18 protein-coding genes and 1 pseudogene are annotated in these 26,331 nt (G+C 61.0%); 16 read left to right on the plus strand and 3 right to left on the minus strand.

Annotated features, from left to right (window positions below):
• The first annotated feature begins 34 nt into the window (after window positions 1-34).
• The 13 genes and pseudogenes from CQR48_RS02865 to glnA all read left to right on the plus strand — a co-directional run bounded on the left by CQR48_RS02865 (window position 35) and on the right by glnA (window position 15,479).
• Window positions 35-517 (plus strand): cell division protein SepF, encoded by a 483-nt coding sequence (locus CQR48_RS02865; RefSeq protein WP_015450107.1) that lies wholly within the window; start codon window positions 35-37, stop codon window positions 515-517.
• A gap of 168 nt (window positions 518-685) precedes the next feature.
• Entirely contained in the window at window positions 686-967 is a 282-nt protein-coding gene (locus CQR48_RS02870) for a YggT family protein (RefSeq protein ID WP_015450108.1), read from the plus strand.
• A 213-nt stretch (window positions 968-1,180) separates the two neighbouring features.
• Window positions 1,181-2,611 carry a DivIVA domain-containing protein gene (locus tag CQR48_RS02875; RefSeq protein WP_033492152.1) on the plus strand — a complete coding sequence of 477 codons (1,431 nt, stop codon included), beginning with the start codon at window positions 1,181-1,183 and terminating at the stop codon, window positions 2,609-2,611.
• 40 nt (window positions 2,612-2,651) lie between these two features.
• Window positions 2,652-3,140, plus strand: a pseudogene (locus CQR48_RS02880) (signal peptidase II); the annotation flags it as partial.
• A gap of 206 nt (window positions 3,141-3,346) precedes the next feature.
• Complete coding sequence (locus CQR48_RS02885) at window positions 3,347-4,288, plus strand: RluA family pseudouridine synthase (RefSeq protein WP_015450111.1); 942 nt, start codon at window positions 3,347-3,349, stop codon at window positions 4,286-4,288.
• A gap of 10 nt (window positions 4,289-4,298) precedes the next feature.
• Window positions 4,299-7,871 (plus strand): DNA polymerase III subunit alpha, encoded by a 3,573-nt coding sequence (gene dnaE / locus CQR48_RS02890; RefSeq protein WP_033492249.1) that lies wholly within the window; start codon window positions 4,299-4,301, stop codon window positions 7,869-7,871.
• A 217-nt stretch (window positions 7,872-8,088) separates the two neighbouring features.
• Window positions 8,089-9,486, plus strand: coding sequence for a histidinol dehydrogenase (gene hisD, locus CQR48_RS02895; protein ID WP_044092311.1), 1,398 nt, complete (start codon window positions 8,089-8,091; stop codon window positions 9,484-9,486).
• A complete protein-coding gene (locus tag CQR48_RS02900; protein ID WP_101451958.1) occupies window positions 9,483-10,649 on the plus strand; it encodes a histidinol-phosphate transaminase in 1,167 nt (388 codons plus the stop codon). The genes hisD and CQR48_RS02900 overlap by 4 nt, the downstream gene beginning before the upstream one ends.
• A 156-nt stretch (window positions 10,650-10,805) precedes the next feature.
• On the plus strand, window positions 10,806-11,405 hold the full coding sequence (hisB, locus tag CQR48_RS02905) for an imidazoleglycerol-phosphate dehydratase HisB (protein WP_015450115.1): 600 nt from the start codon (window positions 10,806-10,808) through the stop codon (window positions 11,403-11,405).
• Window positions 11,405-12,205: a hypothetical protein gene (locus CQR48_RS02910; protein WP_015450116.1), complete on the plus strand. Its 801-nt coding sequence runs from the start codon at window positions 11,405-11,407 to the stop codon at window positions 12,203-12,205. Before hisB ends, CQR48_RS02910 begins: the two co-directional genes overlap by 1 nt.
• Window positions 12,206-12,330: 125 nt before the next feature.
• Window positions 12,331-12,978 (plus strand): imidazole glycerol phosphate synthase subunit HisH, encoded by a 648-nt coding sequence (gene hisH, locus CQR48_RS02915; RefSeq protein ID WP_015450117.1) that lies wholly within the window; start codon window positions 12,331-12,333, stop codon window positions 12,976-12,978.
• Window positions 12,979-13,206: 228 nt separating this feature from the next.
• Entirely contained in the window at window positions 13,207-13,932 is a 726-nt protein-coding gene (priA, locus tag CQR48_RS02920; protein WP_015450118.1) for a bifunctional 1-(5-phosphoribosyl)-5-((5-phosphoribosylamino)methylideneamino)imidazole-4-carboxamide isomerase/phosphoribosylanthranilate isomerase PriA, read from the plus strand.
• Window positions 13,933-14,141: 209 nt separating this feature from the next.
• Window positions 14,142-15,479: a type I glutamate--ammonia ligase gene (gene glnA / locus CQR48_RS02925; protein ID WP_015450119.1), complete on the plus strand. Its 1,338-nt coding sequence runs from the start codon at window positions 14,142-14,144 to the stop codon at window positions 15,477-15,479.
• Window positions 15,480-16,074: 595 nt separating this feature from the next.
• On the opposite strand, the gene CQR48_RS09105 is transcribed toward glnA, so the two are convergent.
• Window positions 16,075-16,248: a hypothetical protein gene (locus CQR48_RS09105; RefSeq protein ID WP_180335105.1), complete on the minus strand. Its 174-nt coding sequence runs from the start codon at window positions 16,246-16,248 to the stop codon at window positions 16,075-16,077.
• 241 nt (window positions 16,249-16,489) lie between these two features.
• Between CQR48_RS09105 and CQR48_RS02935 the strand changes: the two genes are divergently transcribed.
• Entirely contained in the window at window positions 16,490-17,356 is an 867-nt protein-coding gene (locus CQR48_RS02935) for a hemagglutinin (RefSeq protein ID WP_240932225.1), read from the plus strand.
• A 1,052-nt stretch (window positions 17,357-18,408) separates the two neighbouring features.
• Here the strand turns inward: CQR48_RS02935 and CQR48_RS02940 are convergent.
• Complete coding sequence (locus tag CQR48_RS02940) at window positions 18,409-22,557, minus strand: DUF3418 domain-containing protein (protein ID WP_101451961.1); 4,149 nt, start codon at window positions 22,555-22,557, stop codon at window positions 18,409-18,411.
• On the minus strand, window positions 22,554-23,249 hold the full coding sequence (locus CQR48_RS02945; RefSeq protein ID WP_101452184.1) for a class I SAM-dependent methyltransferase: 696 nt from the start codon (window positions 23,247-23,249) through the stop codon (window positions 22,554-22,556). The genes CQR48_RS02940 and CQR48_RS02945 overlap by 4 nt, the downstream gene beginning before the upstream one ends.
• 267 nt (window positions 23,250-23,516) lie before the next feature.
• Here CQR48_RS02945 and hflX point away from each other — a divergent pair, with 267 nt between their 5' ends.
• Window positions 23,517-25,064, plus strand: a complete 1,548-nt coding sequence (gene hflX / locus CQR48_RS02950) for a GTPase HflX (protein WP_015450124.1) — start codon at window positions 23,517-23,519, stop codon at window positions 25,062-25,064.
• Window positions 25,065-25,241: 177 nt separating this feature from the next.
• On the plus strand, window positions 25,242-26,204 hold the full coding sequence (locus CQR48_RS02955) for an L-lactate dehydrogenase (protein ID WP_015450125.1): 963 nt from the start codon (window positions 25,242-25,244) through the stop codon (window positions 26,202-26,204).
• Window positions 26,205-26,331: the final 127 nt, after the last annotated feature.

Below are 26,331 nucleotides of genomic sequence, written 5' to 3' on the forward strand. Positions count from 1 at the left end.
CGGCGCAAGGCACGAGTAAGTAAAAGGAGCTGAGATGGCTGGGTTCATGAAGAACGCGATGTCCTATCTGGGCATGTCCGATGTCGTCGACGACGATGACGACCTGCTCGACCAGGAGGAAGACGACAAGGAATCAACCTTTGATTCCGACCATACGGTGGCGCCGATGTCAACGTCACAGCCCGCAAGCTCGTCGGCATCGTCGTCGAGCCGTGGAGCCAGCCAGTTCCCGGCACGTGTCAGCCGGATCACTACGATTCACCCGAAGACCTATGACGATGCCCAGCTCGTGGGCCGTGCGATTCGCGACGGCGTGCCAGTTGTGCTGAATCTCACCGGGGTTCCTGAAGCGATCGCCTATCGTATCGTCGATTTCTCGGCGGGCGTGGTGTTCGGCGTGCGTGGATCCATCGAGCGCGTGACCCCGCGGGTCTTTCTGTTGAGCCCCGCGCAGATCAACATCAAGGTCGAGGAACCTGAATCCAAGGCTGCCGGACACGACCTCTTCGCCGATTGACGCGGTCTGACGCAGTCTGATGTCAGTATGGCTTGGCACCTGCCGACACCGGTCTTACCGGCACTGGTCCTGCTGGCGTTGACTAGTAGCACAGAACCCAATACCTGTCACCATATGAGGGCTTCGATGAGCGCGTAATCATCGAAGCCCTCCTGCTATGCTGGGCCTGTGCTTGTATATTTGGCTATCTTCGTGATTAACCTGCTGCTCGACGCATACATCACCGTGCTGTTCATTCGTATGATTCTCGACTGGGTGTTCATGCTCGCCCCACAATGGCGTCCGGGGCGTATCGCCGGTGATATTATCGATTTGGTCTACGATCTGACCGAGCCGCCGCTACGGTGGCTGCGGCGCTATATCCCGCCACTACCGTTGGGGCCGATCGCCATCGACCTGAGCTTCATCGTCCTGTATTTCGCGCTCGGTTTGCTGCGGGCGCTCATCTGACGTGAATACTTGTAACCTTCATGAACACGCGTGAGCGCTTGCGTATCCTCGTAAATGCTGAAGACAGAGTGACGATTCGCTAGGAGAATCGCAGATATCATGACCGCGACACGAAAAAAGAGCGCGAAATCGGTCAGGAATTCATATGGGTCGTGCTAGCATCGGTATAGATACCGTCACAGCGAGGCATTACTCAAAGCGAGGTGGAGATTTATGGCTCTTTTGACGCCAAAGGATATTAGGGAGCATACCTTCCAAACGGTACGCTTCAAGGAAGGCTATGACGTCGACGAAGTCGATGACTTCCTTGACCAGGTAACCGAGACGGTCGAAGCTCTCGGCAAGCAGGCGATGCAGAACGGCCCGGCCACGCAGCCTCTCGGCCAGGATGTGGCGAATCTCAACGCCAAGATTTCCGAGCTGAATAACCAGATTGAATCCCTGAAGAAGGAAAACACCGATCTCAAGGCTGTTGCGGCTACGGCGGGCAATGCCTCTGCTGCGGATCAGGCCGCGAAGACCGCGACCGAACAGCTGCACAAGGCTGAAGAGAACAACCGCGCACTCGCTGTGCAGAATGATCAATTCAAGCGTCAGAGCGAGCAAGCCACCGTTCTTGCCCAGAAGCTCAAGCATGAGAACGACCAGCTCACCGAGCAGGCCAACGGGCTCAACCAGCAGATTGAGCAGGCCAAGGCCCAGAGCGAACAGCTCAAGAACCAGAATGACCAGCTCAAGAGCCAAGTCGATCGTCTCAGCGCGCAGATCGATCAGCTCACCGCGCAGGCGGCAAAGGAAGCCGGCAACAAGGACGTCGCCGAGCAGCTGAATGCCGTCACCCGCGAACGCGACCAGTTCCGTGCCAACACGGAGAACCTCAGCCGCGAACTTGCCACTGCACGTCAGCAGCTTGCCGTCCAGCAGCAGACCGGCACGCAGGTCAAGGAACTCCAGCGTCAGCTCGAGGAATCCCGTGAGCGTGAGAACAAGCTTCGTGCGCAAATCGAGAAGGTCGAGCCGAGCACCGAAACCGGCAGCCTCCAGAAGATCGCAGGCGCTGCGCAGAACGCTTCCAGCGAGCCGGAGCGTGCCACCGCAATGCTCACCCTGGCTATGCAGCTGCATGACCAGTACGTTGACAAGGGCAAGGCCAAGGCCAAGGAAATCACCGAGGCAAGCCAAGCCAAGTACGAAGAGCTGGTCACTAAGGCCAACGATTACTCGAGCCGCACCCGCAGCGAGGCAGACGACTACAACAAGTCCACCCGTGCCGATGCTGACGCGTACAACAAGCAGGTTCATGCCGATGCCGACGGTTACTCCGTCAAGACCCGTCAGGATGCCGACCTGTACGCGAAGAACAAGCGCGAGGAAGCCGACAACTACGAGGCTGAAGTCCAGCGTCGTGCTGCCGACTACGACAACAAGACCCGTTCCGGCGCGGACAACTACGCCAAGCAGGTTCGCAGCGAGCTCGAGAACCAGGTCAAGGTCATCGAAGGCAACATCCAAGGGCTCAAGCAGTTCGAGACCGAGTATCGCACTCGCCTTACTGATTTCCTTGGCCAGCTGATGAATCAGGTGTCCGATTCCAACAACTACAGCAAAGTGGACCAGTCCCAGTCCAGCCCGCGTCGTCACTGATCGCGGTCTGACCAGGTAACGGTTTTCAGGTTTGGAATCCATGAATCCACCTCAGATAACAAGACGGTCGCGTAGCAAGTACGTGGCCGTCTTTGCTGTTGCGGCAGTGATTGTGCTCGTCCTCGACCAAGGGACAAAGGCGTGGGCGAAACAGGCACTGTCTGGCGGCAATATCATCGAGGTCATCCCTCATCTGCTGTCTTTTGTTCTCGTGCGCAATCCCGGGGCCTCGCTCGGATTCGCTTCAGGACACACATGGGTCATTTCCATTCTCGCCTTCGTGGCGTGCGTGTTGCTGGCGTATGCTTCAGCACAAACCGATTCACACGAGTGGGCGGTCCTGCTGGGCACCGCGTTCGGCGGGGCTGCAGGCAATCTTATCGACCGTATCGTGTACGCCGAGCATGTGCTTGACGGTCGCGTCGTTGACTTCATTGATTACGGATGGTCGGTCGGCAATGTTGCGGACATCTTCCTGACCATCGCCGGAATCGGTGTGTGTGCGCTCGTGTTGCGCGGCGTCGCATTCCGCAGCGGTCTAGACGGCCGCAAGCCGATTCCTGCGGAAGCTTATTTGTCGGCAACCAGTGACGAACCGGCCGAGATGCCAGCGGAGCCGTCCGAGGAACGGCCTGGATGTGTTATCGCGAGTACCAGCGGCAGCGACACGGATGCCGGCAAGGCCGATCGGCCCGAAGAGGATAGCGAGGTGAACGGCCGGGGGAGTGGGGCCAAATGAGCCGTCTTGCACCAGCGCCCGACGCCCTGATCGGCAAACGCTTTGATGTCGCCGTGTCCAAGATGCTCGGCATATCGCGCGCCAAATCCGCCGAACTCATCGAGACCAACCAAGTGCGCGGTTTGAACCGTGAGATGGCCAAATCAAGCACCCTCATGGAAGGCGATATCGTCGAATTCGATATAGTCGAGGAGCGTAAAGAGCCTGAACCTCTCGCCGAGGACATGGCGGTCGTCTACGAAGATGACGACGTGATCGTGGTGGACAAGCCGGTCGGTGTCGCCGCCCATGCCTCCGTCGGCTGGACCGGCCCCACCGTCCTCGGCAGTCTGTTGCAGCGTGGCGTGCATATCACCTCGCTTGGGGCGGCAGGCCGGCAAGGCATTGTCAGCAGACTCGATGTCGGCACTAGCGGGCTCATGCTCGTATGCAAATCAGATCTCGCCTACAAAGAGATGCGCCGGCAATTCGCCGAACATGAAGTCGTGAAAACCTATCATGCGCTCGTCCAAGGCAATCTCAAGGAAGACAAGGCGACCATCGAAGCGCCAATCGGGCGGGCGAAAGTCTCCGATTTCCGCTTCACGGTCACGCCGACCGGCAAAGAGGCGATCACCCACTGGGACGTGCTGGAGCGCTTCGGGGAAGCCACGCTGGTCAAAGTCAATCTCGAGACCGGTCGAACCCACCAGATCCGCGTCCACTTCTCGTCCATAGGTCACCCTTTGGTGGGCGATCCGATGTACGGAGCGAACCCGGTGATGGCGAAGGAACTGGGGCTTGAACGCCAGTGGCTGCACGCCATGCAATTGGAATTCCGCCACCCGCGCACCCATGTGTGGACGACCGTCAAGTCGCGGTACCCCGCGGATTTGCAACACGCGTTGGATTCGCTGGAAGCCAAGCACGCCACGCCGCCGGTCAACTCGCTTGGTTAGAGTGGACGGCATGACAGATTCCGGAAACTTCGTCCAGCTGCACAACCATACGCATTACTCGCTGCTTGATGGTGCCTCGAAAATCCCGGATCTGGTCAAGCGCGTCAAGGAACTCGGCATGCCGGCCGTCGGCATCACCGACCACGGCAATATGCACGGTGCCTACGAGCTCTGGCGTAACGCCGTAGACCAAGGCATCAAGCCGATCATCGGCATCGAAGCGTATGTGACGCCGGAAACCGCGCGCCAAGACAAAACCCGCGTCTCTTGGGACACCAACTGGGTGCCGCAGCCGCATCACGAACGCAATCCTGACGACGTCTCCGGCGGCGGTCTGATCACCCACCTCACCCTGTGGGCGGAGAACGACGAAGGCCTCGTGAACCTCATCAAAGCCTCGTCCGTCGCCAATCTCGAGGGTCGCGTCATGCGCTACCCGCGTATGGACAAGGAGGTACTCCAGCGTTACCACAAGGGCGTCATCTGCTCGTCCGGATGCCCGTCAGGCATCATCCAGACGCGCCTGCGACTCGGCCAATTCGACGAGGCCTTGCGTGCCGCCGGCGAAATGCAGGACATCTTCGGCAAAGACAACTTCTACATCGAACTCATGGACCACGGGCTGGAAATCGAGCGGCGCGTCACCAAAGACCTGCTGACCATCGCCAAGAAGCTGAACGCCCCGCTGCTCGCCACCAACGACTCCCACTACGTGCATGAGGAGGACCGCGATGCGCAGGACGCGATGCTGTGCATCAACTCGGGTTCCCGGCTCGACGACCCCGACCGGTTCAAATTCGACGGTTCCGGCTACTACATCAAATCCGCGCAGGAGATGCGCGACCTGTTCAAAGAACTGCCTGAAGCTTGCGACAACACGCTCGCCATCGCCGACCGGTGCAACGTGATTTTCGACGACCACGAGGACGGCGCGTTCATGCCGCGCTTCGACTGCCCCGAAGGCTGGGACGAGACCTCACTGTTCCTCAAGCATGTCGACGAGGGCCTCAAACGCCGGTACAACGGCAATCCGCCAATCGAAGTGCTCAAACAGGCCGATTACGAATGTGGCGTCATCTGCCAGATGCAGTTCTGCGGCTACTTCCTCGTCGTTGCAGACTACATCAACTGGGCGAAATCGCACGGCGTGATGGTCGGCCCCGGACGTGGCTCCGCAGCAGGCTCCATGGTCGCCTACGCGATGGGCATCACCGAACTCGACCCGCTCAAGCACGGCCTGATTTTCGAACGCTTCCTCAACCCTGAACGCGTCTCCCTGCCGGATATCGACGTGGACTTCGACCCGGACGGGCGTATGAAAGTCCTCGACTACGTGGCCAACAAGTACGGGCACGACAAAGTCGCCCAATGCGTGATCTACGGCACCATCAAAACCAAGCAGGCGCTCAAGGATTCCGCACGCATCATGGGCTATGAGTTCTCCGTGGGCGAGCGCATAACCAAAGCCCTGCCGCCGAGCAAGAACGGCAAGGACGCGAGCCTGCACGACATCTTCGACCCCACGTCGAAGCGATATGCCGAGGCTCGCGAATTCCGCGAACTGTATGACGCCGATCCGGACGCCAAGCGCATCACCGAGGAAGCCAAGGGCATTGAAGGATTGATCCGCCAGACCGGTGTGCACGCCTGCGCGACAATCATGGGTTCCGAGGCAATCACCAATACCTCGCCGTTGTTGGAACGCACCGACGGCACCATCACCACGACCTTCGAATACCATACGTGCGAAACACTCGGCCTGGTGAAGATGGATTTCCTCGGGCTGTCCAACTTGACGGTTATTCGCGATACGCTGACGAACATCCGCAACAACGGCAAAGAGCCGATTGACTACACGAAGATTCCGCTTGACGACAAGCCAACCTACGAGCTGCTCGCGCGGGGCGACACCCTGGGCGTGTTCCAGCTTGATTCCGACGGCATGCGATCGCTGCTCAAGACTCTGAAGCCCGATAACTTCAACGATATTTCCGCATTGATTGCGTTGTACCGGCCGGGCCCGATGGATATGGATTCGCATAACAACTATGCGAAACGTAAGAACGGCTTGCAGAAGATTACACCGATCCATCCGGAGGTGGCCGAGCCGCTCAAAGAAGTGCTCGGCGAGACTTACGGCCTGATCGTGTACCAGGAGCAGGTGCAGTCGGCCGCACGAATCCTCGCAGGCTATTCGCTGGGCAAGGCAGACGTGCTGCGTCGAGCGATGGGCAAGAAGAAGCCCGAAGTGTTGGCCAAAGAGAAAGTCCCGTTCTTCCAGGGCATGAAAGAACACGGGTATTCGATGGAAGCCGCGCAGGCGGTGTGGGATATCCTGGTCCCGTTCTCCGGGTACGCGTTCAACAAGGCGCATTCCGCGGCATACGGCTTGATTTCGTACTGGACGGCGTATCTCAAGACGCATTATCCGGTCGAATTCATGGCGGCGCTGCTGCAGAACGAACGCACGAATAAGGACAAGACCGCGCTGTACCTCGGCGAGGCCCGGCGCATGGGCATCAAGGTGTTGCCGCCGGATGTCAACGAGTCGCGGCTCGAGTATTCGGCAGTCGGCGATGTCGTGCGTTTCGGCCTGGGCGCCATCCGCAACGTGGGCGACAAGGCGGTTGAGGATATCATCGCCGAACGTGAAACCGCTCGCGGCAAGTACGTGAATTTCATGGACTTCATCCGCCGCGTGCCAGTCACCGCGTTGAACCGGCGCCTGGTGGAATCGCTGATCAAGGCGGGCGCGTTCGATTCAATCGACCCGAATCGCCGGGCATTGTATGAGATCCATGAAACGGCCATCGACTCGGTGATCGGGCTCAAACGCAAGCAGGCGGAAGGGCAATTCGACCTGTTCGCCGATGACGATGACGGCGGCGCGGACATGATGGGCGACGCTTCGGTCGTGGTGCCGGACATCGAGGAGTGGGACAAGAAGACCAAACTCAATTTTGAACGCGAGATGCTCGGCCTATACGTGTCCGACCATCCGTTGAGCGGCATGACCGCGATTCTGGCGAACCTTAGGGAGATGTCGATTGCGCATCTGATTGACCGGGCGAAGACCATGGGCGACAGCCAGCAGGTCACCATTGCCGGGCTGGTCACGAATGTGGACCGGCGCGTGTCCAAGAAGGGCAATCCGTGGGCCATCGTGACGGTGGAGGACATGGAAAGCTCCATCCAGTGCATGTTCTTCGGCAAGGTGTATGAAGCCGCCGCCGCGCAACTGGCGATCGACGAGGTTGTGCAGGTACGCGGACAGGTAGAGGTGCGCGACGAGACTGTGAGCCTGCGCGCCACTGAAATGCAGGTGCCGTCGCTGGAAGCCGACGATTCGCGGCCTGTGGTGATAACGCTGCCGCCGGTCGCGCTTGATCGGGACCATGTGATGCAGCTGGGACATGTGCTCATGAACCACCCGGGGTATTGCCCGGTGAAGCTGGCGATTATGGGGGAGAAGGGCGACGCGCAAGTGCTGACCTTTGGTGACCGGTTCCGGGTCAAGCGCGACACATCGCTGTTCGCGGAGATCAAGATTCTCTTCGGACCGAGCTGTCTGCCAGCCGCCTGAGGGGCGGCGACCGGTTTGATGGCCGGGTGGTTGCTGGCGTATTGGCGCGCGGTGCGACTTAGGTGTTGCACGGCTGCGGGATGGGGTTGGCGGCGGGGGAGGGTTGGCCGTAGACGCGTCCCGTCACGCCCTGTCGCACAGGCCGTCATCTCAGCATGTGACAGCACCCCGGGATTTTTCTGTGCAAGGTTTTCGCCCGTTGCTACCATGTGAGGGTATGAGCGACAATACCATGCGAATCATTGACCTGCGCGGAAAGCGCCTCACCCGTGCCGAGATGCTGGCGGCGATGCCACGTGCCGAGATGGGCACGAAGGAAGCCACCGATCTGGTGCGCCCGATCCTCGATGATGTCCGTGACCGCGGCGCTGCGGCCCTTCGTGATTTCGAGGAGAAGTTCGACCACGTGCGTCCCGAGCATCTGCGTGTGCCGGCCGAGGCTATGAAGCAGGCGCTTGACGAGCTTGATCCCGAAGTGCGTGCCGCCATCGAAGAGTCTGTTCGTCGCAGCCGTGCGGTGTCCGCATCCCAAGTGCCGCAAGACTTCCACACTGATCTGGCACCCGGCGCCCGTGTTGCGGAGCGTTGGATCCCCATCCAGCGTGTCGGCCTGTACGTGCCCGGCGGCAAGGCCGTGTACCCGAGCTCGGTCATCATGAACGTGGTGCCCGCCCAGACGGCCGGTGTCGAATCACTTGCCATCGCCACCCCGCCGAGCAAGGCGACCGCCGACGGTCTGCCTGACAAGACGATTCTCGCCACCTGCGCCATCCTCGGTGTCGACGAGGTCTACGCGGTCGGCGGTGCTCAGGCAATCGCCATGTTCGCCTACGGTGCCAAGGGCTCCGAGCCGCAGGACGGCGAGATTCTGTGTGAACCGGTCGACAAGATCACCGGCCCGGGCAACATCTTCGTCGCCACCGCCAAGAGCATGGTCTCCGGCATCGTCGGTATCGACGCAGTGGCTGGACCTACGGAAATCGCCATCATCGCAGACAAAGACGCGAACCCCAGCTGGGTCGCCGCCGATTTGATCGGTCAGGCCGAGCATGACGAGCTCGCCGGTTCCGTCCTGATCACCGATTCCGAGGACTTCGCCAAGCAGGTGCAGGCCAGCCTGGACCAGCGCGTTCCGCGTACCGAGCACGCCGAGCGAGTCGCCACCTCCCTGACCGGCCGCCAGTCCGGCATCATCCTGACCGACAATCTCGACCAGTCCATCGACGCCGCCAATGCGTATGCCGCAGAACACCTGGAAATCCAGACTGCCGACCCGAATGCGGTCGTACCGCGCATCAAGAATGCGGGCGCGATTTTCCGCGGCCCGTATTCTCCGGTCCCGCTGGGCGACTACATGTCCGGCTCGAACCACGTGCTGCCGACTTCCGGCACTGCGCGCTTCGCCTCGGGCCTTGGCGTGCACACCTTCATGAAGCCGGTCGAAGTCATCGAATACGACGAGGAAGGCCTGAAGGCGCTCGCCGCCCGCATCAACACATTCGCCGTTTCTGAGGACCTGCCTGCACACGGTGAGAGCGTGCTGAGCCGCTTCATCGCCGACCCGTACGACAAGGCGACCATCAAGCAGCAGGAAGAGCAGGCAGGACTGCGATGAGCGAGAACACCATCCCCTCCAGCCTCCCGCTGCGCAACGACCTGATCGGCGAGGAGCCGTACGGCGCCCCGCAACTCGACGTGCCGGTGTGCCTCAACGTCAATGAGAATCCGTACCCGCCGAATCCGGACGTCATCGACACCATCGTCGAACGTGTCCGCGAAATCGCCCCCACGCTCAACCGCTACCCGGATCGCGAGCATATCAAGCTGCGTCAGGCCTTCAGCGACTACCTCGCCAAGGAATCCGGCGCGCGTCTCGATATCAGCCAGCTGTGGGGCGCGAACGGCTCGAACGAAATCATGCTCCAGCTGTTCCAGGCCTTCGGTGGCCCCGGCCGCACCGCGCTGAGCTGCGACCCCACGTATTCGATGTACCCCGAGTACGCGCGCGACACGTTCACCGGGTGGAAGGTCGTCCACCGCAACGCCGACTTCACGCTGGACGTGGACCGCACCATCGAGGCGATCAACGACATCAAGCCGTCCATGGTGTTGCTCACCAGCCCGAACAACCCGACCGGCACGCCGCTGCCGCTCGAAGACACCGAACGCCTACTTGCGGCCTGCGAACAGGCGGATGTCGCCGGCGCGGCGCCTGGAGTCCACCCGATTCTCGTGATTGACGAGGCTTACGTGGAGTTCCGCAACTCGGGCACACCGAGCGCGGTCACGCTCATCAACAAGCATGAGAACCTCGCGGTCAGCCGCACTATGAGCAAGGCTTTCGCCTATGCGGGCGCGCGCGTCGGTTACCTTGCCGCTTCGAAGGGCATTATCGACAGCGTGCGCATCGTGCGTATGCCCTACCACCTGTCCGCCGTGACTCAGGCCGTGGCCCTCGCCGCGTTCGAACACACCGACGAGCAGCTCAGCCGTGTAGCCCACTTGCGTGAAGTACGCGACCAGACCGCGGCATGGCTCAAACGCCAGACCTATAAGGGTGTCCCGCTTGAAGTCGCAGATTCCGAATCGAACTTCCTGCTGTTCGGCGGGCATTTCGACAACCGCGAGCGGATCTTCCAGGAGCTGCTTGACCGCGGTATCCTCATCCGCGTGGTTGGCCCGGACGGCTGGTTGCGCGTGTGCATGGGCACCGATGACGAGATGGCCCGCTTCCGTGAAGCGCTCGCCGAAGTGCTGCGCATCGTGGAAGCCCAATAGCGCGAACATCGCGAAGACAACAAGCCCATCGGTGCGGTTTTCGTAATCAAGCACGCGAGCCAGCGAGCCCGCGAGTCAACAAGTCAACAAGCCAACGAGCATGACGGAAAGCCGCACATCCGGTCTGTCGCCGCAGGCCGGAACTGAGGAGGAAACATGGCACGTACAGCCCACATCGTGCGCAAGACCAGCGAGTCGACCATCGATCTGTCGCTGAACCTTGACGGCACGGGCAAAACCCAGATTGACACGTCGGTGCCCTTCTACAACCATATGATGACCGCGCTCGGCAAACATTCGCTTATCGACCTGAACATCAAGGCGAGCGGCGACACCGACATCGACGTGCATCACACGGTCGAAGACACTGCGATCGTCTTCGGCGAGGCCCTGCGTCAGGCGCTCGGTGACAAGCGCGGCATCCGCAGGTTCGCCGATGCCACTGTTCCGCTGGACGAGGCGCTCGCCAAGGCAGTCATCGACATCTCCGGTCGCCCGTACGTGGTGTGCTCCGGAGAGCCGGAAGGCTTCGAATACTGCATGATCGGCGGGCATTTCACCGGCTCGCTCGTTCGCCACGTCATGGAATCCATCGCATTGCACGCCGGCATCTGCTTGCACCTGCAACTGCTCGCCGGCCGCGACCCGCATCATATCGCGGAAGCCGAATTCAAGGCGGTTGCCCGCGCGCTGCGGTTCGCCATCGAGCCCGATCCGCGCGTAGACGGCATCCCCAGCACCAAGGGAGCCCTGTGATGGCCGACGATACGACGACCCCCGGCGATCGCGACGATTCCGGTCTGTCCGGCGGTGCCGGCGAATCCGGGAATTTCGGTGATTCCGGGAACTCCGACAACTCTGGCAACGAGGACGGTCTGCATTTCAACGATGCAGATCTTGACGCCGCGATGGCGGATTTCGAGCGAGAATTTGACCAGTCGCAGGCTTCCCCGAACCAGGGTTCTCAAGGTCCGGATTCCGGCTTCGGCCAGGACGACACGTTGTTTGCCGGCGACAGCACCGGAGAATCCACGGATCAGCCGGAAACCCAGCAATCCATCGAAGCGAGCTTCGACGACGAGTTGCAGGGGTTGCTCGGCAACAAGGCCAAGGCGGCGGCTATCATTACCCGTCTGACCTCGGCCGAACTGCTTGCCGCATTCTGCCAGCTCAGCGATATCAGCGCTGTCTGCATCGACGACCCGCAAGGCGCCGTCGCCGTCCTGCGCAACCTTGACGGTGACAGTCCGGAAGCAGCAGCCAAGGATTTGACAACCGTGGTGTCCGGCATGCCTGCAATTCTCACGGTCAACCGCGCGGACAAGCTCGAAGCCACGCTGTTCCTGCAAGGTCAGGCGGGGGAGCAGTTCGCGCCGCCGATTCTATTCGCCTCCGCGGCTCCGTTCGTTGAGGATCTGATGCTCGGCATAACCCCGCTTGAGGATATCCTCTCCGACCGCAAAAGCTTCGATTCCGCCGATCTCGACCATGATGGGGCTTTGGCGGTGCTCGCGAAGCATACCAGATTCGGGCGCGGAAATTCCTCCATCTCGTAACGCCGCATCCAAGGCGTACCGCGAGACGAGAACACGGTAACAATCCCGGAGTACCGTGAGAACGTCCACGAACACCGGACGGGAGCCCGCACACATGCAGGCCCCCGACGAAAGGAAGGACAACGATGACATCGGTAGTGGTCTTTGACTACGGTTTCGGCAATGTGCGCTCCATGGTGCGCGCGCTCGCCAATCTCGGCCTTGATGTGACCCTCACGTCGGACCATCGTCAGGCTATTGAGGCCGACGGTCTTGTCGTGCCCGGCGTCGGGGCGTTCGGTGCCTGCGTGGATAGTCTGCGCAAGGTCGGCGGTGACCGCGTCGTCTACGATCGTTTGCGCGCTGGACGTCCGGTGCTCGGCGTGTGCGTCGGCGAACAGATCATGTTCGACCATGGCAACGAGCTGGGCAAGCCGGCGGACGGCTTGGGGTTGATTCACGGGGATGTGGACCTGTTGGACGCCGATGTGGTCCCCCACATGGGATGGGACACCGTCGAGGCACCGCAAGGCTCCGTGCTGTTGCGCGGACTGACTGGGGAGCGGTTCTACTTCGTGCATTCCTACGCGGCGATGGACGCTCAGCCGGTGGAAAACGGCACCGAAGACATCGATTTCGGCGGCGAAGAGCAGAAGGTGACGTGGTGCACGTATGGACGCAGCCGGTTCGTGGCGGCCTATGAGCGCGGACCGCTGTTCGCCACCCAGTTCCACCCGGAGAAATCCGCCGAAGCAGGCGCACAACTGTTGCGCAACTGGGTTTCGACCTTCTAAGAGATTCGAGCAGTGGCAGTCCGGCAGTGGCAGTCTAAGCAGTGGCGATTCACACTGTGACAGACCATCGCAAGCTATCGCAGGCCATTGCCGCGACACAGGCCGCCGCATTGGCGACTGCCAGAGGAACACACCCGGATGCAGCATTCAGCAAAGCATACGAAACATCATCCGAAACAGCCGGTATTCCGGCACTGACAGCGGGACACCCGCAGAATCGAGGGCAATATGGCACTCACTCTTCTCCCGGCAGTAGACGTGCGCGACGGCAAGGCGGTCCGTCTGCGCCAAGGTGAATCCGGCTCGGAAACCGATTACGGCAGTCCGCTCGAAGCCGCCCGTACCTGGGTGGAATCCGGAGCGCAGTGGATTCACCTCGTTGACCTTGATGCCGCATTCGGCACCGGGAACAACCGTGACCAGCTCAGCGCGATCGTCAAGGAGCTGGGCGAGAAAGTCAATATCGAGATGAGCGGCGGTGTACGTGACGACGACAGCTTGAAAGCAGCGCTTGACGCCGGTGCCGCGCGCGTGAACATCGGCACCGCAGCGCTCGAGAACCCCGATTGGACCGCTTCGGTCATCAAGAAGTACGGCGATCGGGTTGCCGTCGGCCTCGACGTGCGAGGGCATACGCTTGCCGCACGCGGCTGGGTCAAAGAGGGCGGTGACCTGTTCGAAACCATGAAGTTCCTCGACTCCGTCGGCTGCTCGCGTTACGTCGTCACCGACGTGGCACGCGACGGCATGATGAGCGGGCCAAACCTGACCCTGCTTCGTGAGGTCGCCGAGCGCACCGACGCGCATGTCACCGCATCCGGCGGCATCAGCAGCCTTGACGACCTGCGCGCCATCAAGGAGCTCGCACCGCTCGGCGTGGATGCGGCGATTCTCGGCAAATCGCTATACGCGCGTGCGTTCACCCTCGAGGAAGCGCTCGAAGTGGCGCGTTGAGGGTAGTCGGCGGTCGGGGCAGCCGAATAATCAGCCTCGACCGCCGGCCGACACGGCAGCGCACCTAGCAACAGGAATCCGCCAAGGTCAATGATGATCTGCGAAATCAGCTGGTCAACACACGAAACGCAACGCAAAACGCGGCATAGTCACGGGAATATCGCAACCGTGTAGCATGTCCGTAATATTTCGATGGGACGATGAGAACTATGGATAAACAGCAAGAGTTCGCCCTGCGCACGGTTGAAGAACGAGACGTGCGCTTCATCCGACTTTGGTTCACGGATGTATTGGGAACACTGAAATCAGTGGCCATCGCCCCCGCCGAACTCGAAGCGGCGTTCGAGGAAGGGCTTGGTTTCGACGGTTCGTCGATCGAAGGCATGACGCGTGTTTCCGAGGACGACATGATCGTCAAGCCTGACCCGTCCACCTTCCAGATTCTGCCGTGGCGTGGTGGTCCGCAAGGCACCGCACGCATGTTCTGCGACATCCTCACCCCGGACGGCGAACCGTCGCTCGGCGATCCGCGGCACGTGCTCAAGCAGGCGCTCGCCAAAGCCAAAGAGAAGGGCTTCACCTTCTACGTGCACCCGGAAATCGAGTTCTACCTGTTCGAAAACCAGGAGGATTGGTCCAAGGCCCCCACACCCATCGACGAAGGCGGGTACTTCGACCACGTGCCGCGCAGCCCGGGGATGGATTTCCGCCGCGCGACCGTCAACATGCTCGAGCAGATGGGCATTTCTGTTGAATACTCGCATCATGAGGCCGGTCCAGGCCAGAATGAGATCGACTTGCGGTATGCCGACGCGTTGACCACCGCGGACAACATCATGACCTTCCGCACCGTGGTCAAAGAGATTTCCCTCGAACGTGGCATTCACGCGAGCTTTATGCCCAAACCGCTCGCCGACCAACCGGGCTCCGGTATGCACACGCATCTGAGCCTGTTCGAAGGCGATTCCAACGCCTTCTACGAGGCAGGCCAAGAGTTCAACATGTCGCTTATCGCGCGCCAGTTCGCCGCTGGCATCCTGTACCATGCGGCGGAGATTTGCGCGGTCACCGACCAGTACGTCAACTCGTACAAGCGTCTGTGGGGTGGGGCGGAAGCGCCGAGCTACATCTGCTGGGGTCACAACAACAGGTCCGCGCTGCTGCGCATCCCACAGTACAAGCCAGGCAAGGGCAATTCCGCGCGTATGGAGTTCCGCGCGCTCGACCCGGCGGTCAACCCGTATCTCGCGTTCTCCGTGTTGCTCGCGGCCGGTCTTGACGGCATCGAACAGCAGATGACCTTGGGCGAGCCGACCAGCGACGACGTGTGGGAGCTTACCGATGCCGAGCGCAAGGCGATGGGCATCCAGCCGTTGCCGGAATCGCTCGACGAGGCGCTGAAGATTATGGAGAAGTCCGATTTTGTGGCCGGTGTCTTGGGTGAGCACGCCTTCGAATACTTCCTGCGCAACAAGCATCAGGAATGGGAGGAGTACCGCCGTCAGGTGACGCCGTACGAGCTTGGCAAGTATTTGCAGCGCCTGTAACCCCGGCTGTCTGCGCTGCCTAATCGGTGTTTCGGGCAGCGTATGCAGTACCACCAGCCCCGCTTGCGTCAATCGCAGCGGGGCTTTGGCGTATCTATATGGCGTTCGTAATGTGTGTTGTGGTGCGCCGTGCGTCCCGTACAATTCCCCGTACAAACTGGTTACGCTGGTGGGCGGTTTTGCGTAGACGGTTTGTGGGAGAGAGGCGTAAGAAAGCGGTGGACGGGTGACGTCGAATAGTTGACGGGCCAGAGGGTCGGTGTTCGGGCACACCCGGTGGTTCACTGGGATGGGCGGCCGGACGGGTCGTACAGGAGGAACGCGGCGCATGGCCGAAACACACACGCAAAGCACGACGACAGGAATTCCACAAGACACGCAGGCACCACAGGGCACGCTGACACCACAAGACACGCAGAACGCGCCGAGCGATCAAAGGCATCAGGTCGGTCACGCCTTACAATGACAGTGATGACAGCGATGACCTTGAACGGGCTGGCATGATAAGGGCGCAACGACCCTGGTACCGGGGATGGCGACGTTCGCAATCATGCGGAAGAGCCGATTTTGAGCAACATGCGGCGAGGGCTGGAAGTTAGGCATCGCGCCCCGCGTCATCGGAGGACATGGATATGATGGCAGAACCTGCGGATACGACGGATGCGATGGAATCAACAGCAGCAGAAACGATAAAGCCGGGAGCATCGACGACATTGGGTAGCACGACGAACACGGAGACGAAGACGGAAGCCTCGACATCTTCGAGCAAGCCGAAATCGGGACATGCGGTGAAATCATCCGCAGGACGCGACTGTGGACGGAGTACCGGTGGTTCCGGACGGCGTGCCGGCTCCAGCGCACAATCCGCGGGGCGTGCCAAGTCTGCGCGGGGGGCGTCGTCACGCGCTTCGTCCTCGCGTGGGTCATCGTCAACGGGGTCGTCGTCGCGTGCCTCGTCCCCGCGCGGCGGTGGTCGGAAAGCCTCATCGTTCTCGAAAACAATACGGCAATTGCAAACCCGGTATCGCAAGGCGTGGAAGAAAGCGAATCCCGGCAAACGGTGTCTGATTGTGCTGGAAACCATGGTAGCGATTATCTGCGCGATGGCACTGGTCATGGGGCTGATTCGCGTCGTGCAATGGCGGACGGAAATCGCCATCGTCCAATACCGGCAGAATCAAACCGCGGAAAAGTACGGATTCAACCCCGGCAACATCATCTCCGATGGACAGTTCTTCAACGGCAATGCCATGAGCCAAGCGGAAATCCAAGCGTTTCTCGATAAGGAAGGCGCATCATGCACGGGAAGCCAATGTCTGCGCGTCATGACATTTGATAGCGAGAACGAGCCCGCCGGCAGCGAATGCGAGGCGTACCGAGGGGCGCAAGGCGAAACCGCCGCCGCGATCATCAGCAAATCGGCGAAAGCCTGCGGAGTCAGTCCGAAAGTGCTGCTCACCGTGCTGCAGAAGGAGCAGCATCTGGTTACCGCGACCAGTACGACCGCCTTCCAGTTCAAAGCCGCGATGGGCTTGAGCTGCCCGGACGACGCGAGCTGCGACCCGCAGTACGCTGGGTTCTTCCGGCAAGTGTATGGGGCGGCGAAACGCTACAAGTACTATCTGCAGCATGAGGATACGTACGGATACCATGCCGGCAGCATGAACTACATCCAATACAATCCGAACGCCAGTTGTGGGGGCAGCCAGGTGTACATCGAGAACAAGGCGACTGCGTTGCTGTACATCTACACGCCTTATCAGCCGAACACGGCGGCGCTTGCAGCCGGAGCGGGGGAGGGCGACTCCTGCTCGGCGTACGGCAACCGCAACTTCTCGATCATCTACACCGGCTGGTTTGGCAATCCGCGCTCGTAGCAGGGTGGCTTCGGCGGCAAGGTCGCCGGGCTGGTCATATGGCGTTGTGTGAGGATTGGCTCGCACAACAGCTCCCGGGAGTCGAGAGCAGCCGGTTTGTGACTCTCTACCCGGCATCATGTGAGGATGTGCTCGCAGAGTGACGGTTGGAGTGGGTTGCGTCGGTGGTCTGTGGGTGTCTGGCCGGTTCTGTGTGAGGATTGACTCGCACGGTGGCGGTTTGGACGGTTGGAATTGGCTGGCTGATTGGGTCTGTCAGGTGTTGTGTGAGGATTGGCTCACACAACGCCGGCTGGGGCGGCTAGAATCGGCGATTCAGCTTCTCGAGTTGTGATTGTTGCGGGGATGATGAACTGATCAGCAGTTAACAGCGCGTAACCGATTCGGGTCATCGTGCTGCCCATCCGCGATGCCCCGCAGCTGCCGCTTGATTGTGCGGTATACGTATACCGAGACATGCGCAATCCATCGGTACGGACAGCACATTCTGCTCAACGTCGGCGATTGTTCAGATGATGCATGTGACGAAATACAGAACTTGCCGGACGCAGCGATGCCTGGACCCGTGAGTTGGCGAACCGACAAACCGTGTGTGTCGTGGCATGCGTATGTTGACGGATGCCGCGATGCCCAGGTGTGGGAGGCGGCGGGTTGTCGTCGTGCGTATGTCATCGCATGCGGAATGTGCAGGTTGGCGGTGGATGGTAGTCGCTTGGGGGATGATGTTGCGCGTCGTGTATGTCGTGGCATACGTACGTTGCCGGATGAAGTGATGTCCGGCGTGGGACGCGTCGCGCTGACAAACCGCGTATGTCGTGCCATACGTAACATGTCGAATCGGAGAGATTGACGGCTGAACGATGCCAATCGTTGACCCGCATATACAACCTATGTATGCGGCGGCATACGGGATATGCCGGATGCCGCCGCATACGAAGACAACGATTGGCGATGGCGCGTGTTGCGTATGTCCGGGCACACAGCGCGCGACAACTTGCAGAACACTCCTGCAGCGTACTGGTAAGTGCCACAACTAAGCACCCGCAACCTGCCTACGCGAGCACCTTGCGGATTCGCTGGATGCTCACCGGTTTCGCCGTGCCCAGCTCCTGCGCCCACAGGGACACGTAGAACTCCTCGAGCATCCACCGGGCTTGGGTCGCCTTGCCCAGCAGTTGCTCGTGACGTGGTCCGGCCGGCTCGGCTTTTGCGCGTTCCATCGCCTTGTCCACGAGTCCGCGCGCTTCATCGGCTTGCCACGCCCAGCGCACGTCCCGGTTCTTATCAGTCCTCGCCTTGGCCAACCGCATCAGATCAGCGTGCAGATACCGTTCGATGTTCGGCAACGCATCCGGGGGAGCTGCCCCGATGAACCCGGGGAACACGAGCGTGGCGATATGCTCACGCACCGATTGCAGCACCGAGAGCATCGGCAGGTCGGCCTTGCCGGACACCGCCTTGTCCACTTCGGCGTACCGCTTGAGAATCGCAATCACATCATGTGCGACCGCATACACGGTATCCTCGAACACTTCCGACACCCCGCTGACCGCTTGGGCGAGCGCCTCATCGTCCGGCAGCTTGTCCACACGCGGCAGCAGGCGCTTGACAGCGGCGAGCTGCAAATCCTCGACCAGATCGGCGGTGGAACGGTATGGCGCGCTCGCCAGCATGAGCGCTTCGGCGCCCAGCCACCGTGAGGAAATACGTTCCGACGGCAGGCGTAGGGAGTCCAGTGCGCCTGCCCACAGAATGTCGGCGCGCGGTTTGGTGGTTGCCCCCGCCTTGTGCAGCAGATTCGCCTGTTGGACGATTTTTCCTTGTGCTTCGGCGGCTTTCGCCTGTCGCTGCACGACTTTGCGCGCGGATGCGGCGGCGAGCTGCGCGAATTGCCGTTGCAGCCCGACCAGGGATTTGCCGGTACCGAGTACTTTGACGGCCTGCAGTCCGCCATGCCTATGCCCATTGCCGTGCCGATGTTGGGATTTGGCTTGCGGTAGTGGCTGTTCGATGCTGAAGGTCATCCTCAGGTAGGGGGCGAGTTTGCTGATTTGCTCGTCGGTATAGACCTCCGGGTGAATCTGCGCGCCGACTGTCGAAATCGCGGCCGCGGTGAACGCGTGGATGATATCCGGCCACGTGCCGGCACCGGCCGCCTGCGAGCCGACTGGCGAACCTTCCCGCGCGCTTTCTTGCGTATCGTCATCAGGCAGGTTCGGATGCCCCATCTCCCCGGATCCGGGCAAATCCGGGTATCGTTCGTCAATCGCCTCGCGGATTGCCCGCGCGGTGTCGGGGGCGGGCACGAATTGGACGCGCAGCGCCTTCGGCAGGGATTTGATCATGCCGAGCAGCAGTTCGTCAAGCAGACCGGGCACGTTCCATGTGAACTGCTCAGGCGTCAACCGTGACAGTTCCTTGATGGGGATGTGCACGGTCACACCGTCGTCCGGGGCGCCCGGCTCGTACTTGTAGCTCAGCCGCAGGTCGATCGGCGTGCCATCAGTGCCGAGCGTATGCCAGTATTCCGGGTAGTCGTCCATACTCACGCTGCCGGATTGCTGAAGCCGCTCGACGTTCTCCGGGTCGAAATCCAGCAGGTGCGGCTGCTTGTCGCGCTCGCCCTTCCACCATTTCGCCAGATCAGCGACACTCGTGATATCCGCTGGGACGACGGCATTGTAGAAGTCGAACAGATCCTCATCGCTGACCGTGTCGGCGACCTGCCGGGTGCGGTCGGCATCCTGTGCTGCATCCTCAAGGATGTCCCGGTTGCGTTCGATGAAGCCGTCATATGGGAAGCGCTGTTGGATATCCCCTTCGACCAAGCCTTGCCTCAGCAGGAAATCACGTGCTTCGGGCGGGTTGATGCGCCCCCATTGCACCGGACGATCCTGCACAATCGGCAGCCCATATAGCAGGACTTTCGATTGTGCTACCGCCGACCCGCGCGAGCCGGACCAATGCGGCTCGGCGTAGGTGACGCGGATGAGTGAGCCGGCCAGAGGTTCCGCCCATGCCGGGTCGATTGCGGCGGAATACCGCGCCCACAAGCGGGAGGTTTCCACCAGTTCCGTGCTCATCACCCACGGGGGAGTGGTTTTTGCGACCGCGGACGCGGGGAACAGCGCGAAACGTGTGCCGCGAGCGCCCTGATAGTCGTTTTTCGCGGTTTTCTGCGCGCGTTTCATCGCTCGAGCTTTGGCCGCCCCCTTGAGACCGGTGAAATCCGAGGCTTTCGGCTCGCGCACCACCTGCATGCCCATCATGGACAGCAACCCGGCGAGCATTGATTGGTGAATGCCTTGCGCGTCCCACGTGCAGCACATGGAGTGCGCGGCCTGCTGATTCATCGGCAGATTGCGGATGTCAAGCCCCGGCCGGGAGATCGGCTGTGGCTCGCCCACGCGGAATTTCAGTTCGCGGCACATCTGGGACAGTTGCGCGACCAGGTCTTTCCACTGCCGCATGCGCAGGAAGCTGAAATACTCGGCTTTGCAGATGCGACGCAACGCATTGTTGCCTGGCTCGCCGTCCACTTGGAACACGCGGTCCCAAATATTGAGCGCGGTGAGGAAATCACTGGTCGGGTCAGCATACCGATTGTGGATCCGGTCAGCTTCCTCGCGTTTATCTTCGGGGCGCTCCCTTGGGTCTTGCAAGCTGAGGAACGCGACGACGACCAGCACAGCGGCAAGCGTGTTCGGCGTGGTGCGGGTGGCCGCTTCGATGACCATGCGCCCGAGCCTGATGTCGATTGGGATATGAGACAATTGTCGGCCGATGCGGGTCAGTTTGACTTCGCCGTGTTTATGGCTGACGGCCTTGAGCTCGGTCAGCTCGTTGAACCCGTCGGACACGGAACGCACATCCGGTGGGTCGATGAAGCCGAAATGCGTGATGTCATCGACCGTGTGCGCCACGCCGACCGACAGCATGTGCAGCACCACCGCGCCCAGCGACGTGCGCAGGATTTCAGGCTCCGTGAAGCGTGGCCGCGTCTGGTAATCCTCGTTCGAATACAGGCGAATCGCGATGCCGTCGGCTACACGCCCGCATCGGCCGGAACGCTGGTCGGCGCTCGCCTGCGAAATCGGTTCAATCGGCAGACGCTGCACTTTCGCCGTTTTCGAATACCGTGAGATACGCGCGGTACCTGGGTCAACGACATAGCGGATTCCCGGCACGGTCAGCGATGTTTCCGCCACATTCGTAGCGATGACAATGCGTTGGTGGGTGTGCGGTTCGAACACCTTGTGCTGTTCCTTGGCGGACAACCTGGCGAACAGCGGCATGATCTCGATCGCGTCGGGGCGGCGCATATCCGCGGTGCGCGGACCGAAATGATGATGCAGGGCGTTTTCGAAATCATGGATATCGCGCTCGCCGGACGCGAAGACGAGGATGTCCCGAGGCCCGTGCTCATGGCTGGAACGGATGACCAGTTCGGCGCAGGCGCGCGCCACGGCGGTCGGCACATCGGTCTGGTCGTCGTCACTGTTGCCATTGTTGTCGCCGCGCCCGTCGTCCCCGCCGATTGCGGGATTGCGCGGATTGGGGAAGCCGGGCACGTGATTCATGAGAGCCGGCAGTGATCCCAAGGGCTCGTAGACGATCTGCACAGGATAGGTGCGCCCGGAAACTTCGATGACCGGCACCTTGGTGTGCAACGCGTGCTCGAAATGGTCGCGGAACTTCTCCGAATCGATGGTCGCCGAAGTGATCACGAGCTTCAAATCACGGCGTTTGGGCAGAAGCGCGGTCAGATAGCCGAGCAGGAAGTCGATGTTGAGGCTGCGTTCGTGCGCCTCGTCAATCACGATGGTGTCGTAGCGGCTCAGCTGCGGGTCGCGCTGAATCTGCGCGAGCAAGATGCCGTCGGTGACCACGCGCAGTCTGGTATTAGGGGAGCTTTCGTCGGTGAACCGCACCTGGTAGCCGATTTCATCGCCGAGTTTCGTTCCCATTTCCAAGGCGATGCGTTCGGCGACCGTTCGCGCGGCAAGCCGGCGCGGCTGCGTGTGCACAATCTGGTGGCCATGCGTGCCACGGCCCATTTCCAGCAGCATTTTCGGGATCTGCGTGGTTTTGCCCGATCCGGTTTGGCCGGAGACGATGACGACCTGCGAGCGTTTCACCGCGTCGATGATTTCGTCATGCGCCGCGGAAATCGGCAGTTCCTTTGGATACGTGAACTTCATGCCTGACGCAGCACCTCGATGACGCGATACCCTTTGGAACTGGCGTATTTGCTGACCGAATAGCCGTCGCCGAGCGCTTGGGCGAGCCAGGGGATGAGTGAATCGGAGCCGAGGTTCTTCTGCACCACCAGATACGCGGCGCCGCCTGGGTTGAGCCGCGGCAGCCACGCCATGAGCAGCTCGTGCAACGCGTCTTTGCCGATGCGGATCGGCGGGTTGGACCAGATCACGTCGAAGGTCAGGTCGGCGGGCACAGCATCGGACGTGACGGCGTGCACATGCTCCAAACCGTTGGATTTCGCGTTTTCCGCGGTCAGATCGACTGCGCGTTCGTTGATGTCGATCGCCCAGATGTCAAGGTCGGGGGATTCGAAGCCCAAAGCGAGTGCGATTGGCCCCCAGCCGCACCCCAGATCGAGCCCGGTGCCTTGCTGCGGCGGCATGGGCGCATGGCGCAGCAGCACGGACGTACCCAGATCGACACGATTGCCTGAGAACACGCCGTTGGATGTCTGGACCGTGGCATCGTAGCCGCGCAAGGTCACCTTGCGTTCGCGCCTGACGTCGGCCGATTGGGGGTTCGCCGTGAAATACTGCTCGTCGCCTGTGCGCTGTTTCTGCGCGGAGCGTGTGCCGTTCTTCTGTTTAGCGTCACGCTCTTCGGCGCCATGATGTGCTTTCGATACTGCCATATCCTTGTGTTCTTCCTGCAAACGTCCGTTGGTCGCGCCGGCGTGCTCGCCTGTCGCTGACGGCGGAACCGGCTTGGTGTTGTCGTCCAACATGTTGATAATAAAGACAATAGTTGATACTAGGAAGATACCGTCGGTCGTGCCGCCGATTCGGCGGTGCGAGAAGAAGGAACCGCCATCACCACGACAGCTTTCGCACGTACGGACGACGCTGAAGACAACCGGGAAACCCAGACCAGTCAGGAACGGCAGGGGAGTGCGACGGGTATGACACCGCAACAGGCAGGGCACCAAGGTGCGGCGGAGCATGCTTCGGACGGCACCCTGAACCAATCCGAGCAATCGGGCCAATCCGCCCCGGCTCAAGACGAGGACGTGCTGTCCGAACATTCCGAGGTCCTGCTTGACGATGCCGCGGCCCACCCCTACGCCCATGAAGACCAGGAGTGGCGCGAACGCGAGGCGCGCAACGAACTCAAACGAGTTGCCGGTCTCGGCGAATTGCAGGATGTCACCGAAGTCGAATACCGCAAGGTACGTCTCGAACGCGTGGTGCTCGTCGGCGTGTGGTCGAGCGCGAAAACCACCCAGGCACAGGCCGAGGAATCGTTGCGCGAGCTCGCAGCACTCGCCGAAACCGCCGGCGCCCAGGTGTGCGACGGCCTCTTGCAACACCGTCTGCGCCCGGATTCCGCGACTTATGTGGGTTCCGGCAAGGCCAAGGAAATCGCGGGTGTTGTCGCGCGTGACGAAGCCGATACCATCATCGTCGACGACGACTTGCCCCCGAGCCAGCGGCGAGCCTTGGAGGATGCGACAAAAGTCAAGGTCGTCGATCGCACGGCCGTGATTTTGGACATTTTCGCCCAGCATGCGACCAGCCGCGAAGGTAAGGCGCAAGTCGAGCTCGCCCAATTGCAATACATGCTGCCGCGATTGCGCGGTTGGGGCGGGTCGCTGTCCCGTCAGGCGGGTGGTCGTGCGGCGGGCGCCGACGCGGGTATCGGCTCGCGTGGACCCGGCGAGACGAAAATCGAAATGGACCGCCGTGTCATCCGCAACCGGATCGCCAAATTACGTAAACAGATCGCCCACATGGCCCCCGCGCGCGATGTCAAGCGCGGGTCTAGACGTCGCTTCGGTCTGCCCACGGTCGCCGTGGTCGGGTATACCAACGCGGGCAAATCATCATTGACCAACCGGCTGACCGGCTCGCGTGAGCTGGTGGAGAACGCGCTGTTCGCCACGCTTGACACCGCGGTGCGACGCGCGAGCGCGAAGGACGGCCGCCAATACGCTTACGTGGACACTGTCGGATTCGTCCGTCGTCTGCCTACGCAGCTGGTCGAGGCGTTCAAATCCACGCTCGAGGAAGTCGCCGACGCCGATGTCATCGTGCATGTAGTCGACGCCTCACACCCGGACCCGTTCGCCCAGATCGACGCGGTCAATGCCATCCTCGCCGATATCAACGGCACCGAAAGTATCCCGCGCATTCTGGTATTCAACAAAATCGACCGGGCGGATCAGGCGACCCGTGAGCGTCTTGCGGCGCTCGCTCCCGAGGCGCACCTCGTATCCGCGTTCACCGGGGAAGGCATCGACGCGTTGCGTGAGGCGGTCGAGGCGCTCCTGCCGGTGCCTGACGTGCATGTCAGCGCGTTGCTGCCGTACACAGCCGGGTCGCTCGTCTCGAAAATCCGCGAATACGGTCAGATGGACTCGATTGAGTACCGCGGGGATGGCATGATGATCGAAGCGCAGGTTGACAGCCAGCTTGCCGCCCAGGTGGTCGATGCCGCCGTCGATGAATAACCGCTGAACGACTGCAATGCTTAATACGACTTCATTGTGAACGCTCTCATATTTTTCCTTCCCTTGGCCCCGCGTCAAGGCGTTTTCCCTGCGTAAACGTCACGGAGAGCCACTAGAGTGGAGATGTTACTGAATGAAGCCCGTCACAATCGGGTCATTGCCAAGGAGAAGTAGCAAATGGTGAATTCAGCTGTAAAGCCCACGAAGCTCGCTATCATCGGTGCCGGCGCTGTCGGCTCAACGCTTGCCTTCGCGGCCGCCCAGCGTGGCGTTGCGCGCGAAATCGTTCTCGAGGACATCGCCAAGGAGCGTGTCGAGGCCGAGGTGCTCGACATGCAGCACGGCTCCAGCTTCTATCCGACCGTCTCCATCGACGGTTCCGACGATGTGGAGATCTGCCGTGACGCCGACATGGTCGTCATCACCGCGGGCGCTCGCCAGAAGCCGGGTCAGTCCCGCCTCGATCTTGCAGGCGCGACCATCAACATCATGAAGTCCATCATCCCGAACGTGGTGAAGGTCGCCCCGAACGCGATTTATATGCTCATCACGAACCCGGTGGATGTCGTCACCCACGTGTCCATGAAGCTGTCCGGCCTGCCGGCGAACCAGATGTTCGGCTCTGGAACGAACCTTGATTCCGCTCGTCTGCGCTTCCTGATCGCGCAGCAGACCGGCGTGAACGTGAAGAACGTGCACGCATACATCGCCGGTGAGCACGGCGATTCCGAAGTCCCGCTGTGGGCTTCCGCCACCATCGGTGGTGTCCCGATGTGCGATTGGCAGCCGCTGCCGGGCCATGAGCCGCTCGATGCCGCCAAGCGCGAGGAGATTCATCAGGAAGTCAAGAACGCCGCCTACAAGATCATCCAGGGCAAGGGCGCGACCAATTACGCGATCGCTATGTCCGGTGTGGATATCATCGAGGCTGTGCTGCGCGACACCAACCGCATCCTGCCGGTGTCCTCCATGCTCACCGACTTCCACGGCATCTCCGACGTGTGCATGTCCGTGCCGACGCTGCTGAACCGTCACGGCGTGAACTCCCGCATCAACACCCCGCTGTCCGACCATGAGCTCCAGGAGCTCAAGAAGTCCGCGGAGACGCTGCGCGAGACCGCTGCGAAGTTCGGCTTCTGATACGTTCGCGAGCCGTATGGTGCCGTGACTGACTTGATGTCGTGACGCCATACCCCGGTACACTCGGAACGACAAGGAAACCCCGGCCGTTACGCCGGGGTTTCGTCGTATCTGCACGGATGAGAAT

Origin of the sequence: Bifidobacterium thermophilum (assembly GCF_002846655.1) — a bacterium.
GTDB lineage: Bacteria > Actinomycetota > Actinomycetes > Actinomycetales > Bifidobacteriaceae > Bifidobacterium > Bifidobacterium thermophilum.

What these genes read in the sequence shown, in the direction of transcription:
- CQR48_RS02865 (WP_015450107.1), top strand. Translation starts at nt 35, where the DNA reads ATGGCTGGGTTCATGAAGAACGCGATGTCCTATCTGGGCATGTCCGAT.
- CQR48_RS02875 (WP_033492152.1), top strand. Translation starts at nt 1,181, where the DNA reads ATGGCTCTTTTGACGCCAAAGGATATTAGGGAGCATACCTTCCAAACG.
- CQR48_RS02885 (WP_015450111.1), top strand. Translation starts at nt 3,347, where the DNA reads ATGAGCCGTCTTGCACCAGCGCCCGACGCCCTGATCGGCAAACGCTTT.
- dnaE (WP_033492249.1), top strand. Translation starts at nt 4,299, where the DNA reads ATGACAGATTCCGGAAACTTCGTCCAGCTGCACAACCATACGCATTAC.
- hisD (WP_044092311.1), top strand. Translation starts at nt 8,089, where the DNA reads ATGAGCGACAATACCATGCGAATCATTGACCTGCGCGGAAAGCGCCTC.
- CQR48_RS02900 (WP_101451958.1), top strand. Translation starts at nt 9,483, where the DNA reads ATGAGCGAGAACACCATCCCCTCCAGCCTCCCGCTGCGCAACGACCTG.
- hisB (WP_015450115.1), top strand. Translation starts at nt 10,806, where the DNA reads ATGGCACGTACAGCCCACATCGTGCGCAAGACCAGCGAGTCGACCATC.
- CQR48_RS02910 (WP_015450116.1), top strand. Translation starts at nt 11,405, where the DNA reads ATGGCCGACGATACGACGACCCCCGGCGATCGCGACGATTCCGGTCTG.
- hisH (WP_015450117.1), top strand. Translation starts at nt 12,331, where the DNA reads ATGACATCGGTAGTGGTCTTTGACTACGGTTTCGGCAATGTGCGCTCC.
- priA (WP_015450118.1), top strand. Translation starts at nt 13,207, where the DNA reads ATGGCACTCACTCTTCTCCCGGCAGTAGACGTGCGCGACGGCAAGGCG.
- glnA (WP_015450119.1), top strand. Translation starts at nt 14,142, where the DNA reads ATGGATAAACAGCAAGAGTTCGCCCTGCGCACGGTTGAAGAACGAGAC.
- CQR48_RS02940 (WP_101451961.1), bottom strand. Translation starts at nt 22,557, where the DNA reads ATGAAGTTCACGTATCCAAAGGAACTGCCGATTTCCGCGGCGCATGAC.
- CQR48_RS02945 (WP_101452184.1), bottom strand. Translation starts at nt 23,249, where the DNA reads ATGGCAGTATCGAAAGCACATCATGGCGCCGAAGAGCGTGACGCTAAA.
- hflX (WP_015450124.1), top strand. Translation starts at nt 23,517, where the DNA reads ATGACACCGCAACAGGCAGGGCACCAAGGTGCGGCGGAGCATGCTTCG.
- CQR48_RS02955 (WP_015450125.1), top strand. Translation starts at nt 25,242, where the DNA reads ATGGTGAATTCAGCTGTAAAGCCCACGAAGCTCGCTATCATCGGTGCC.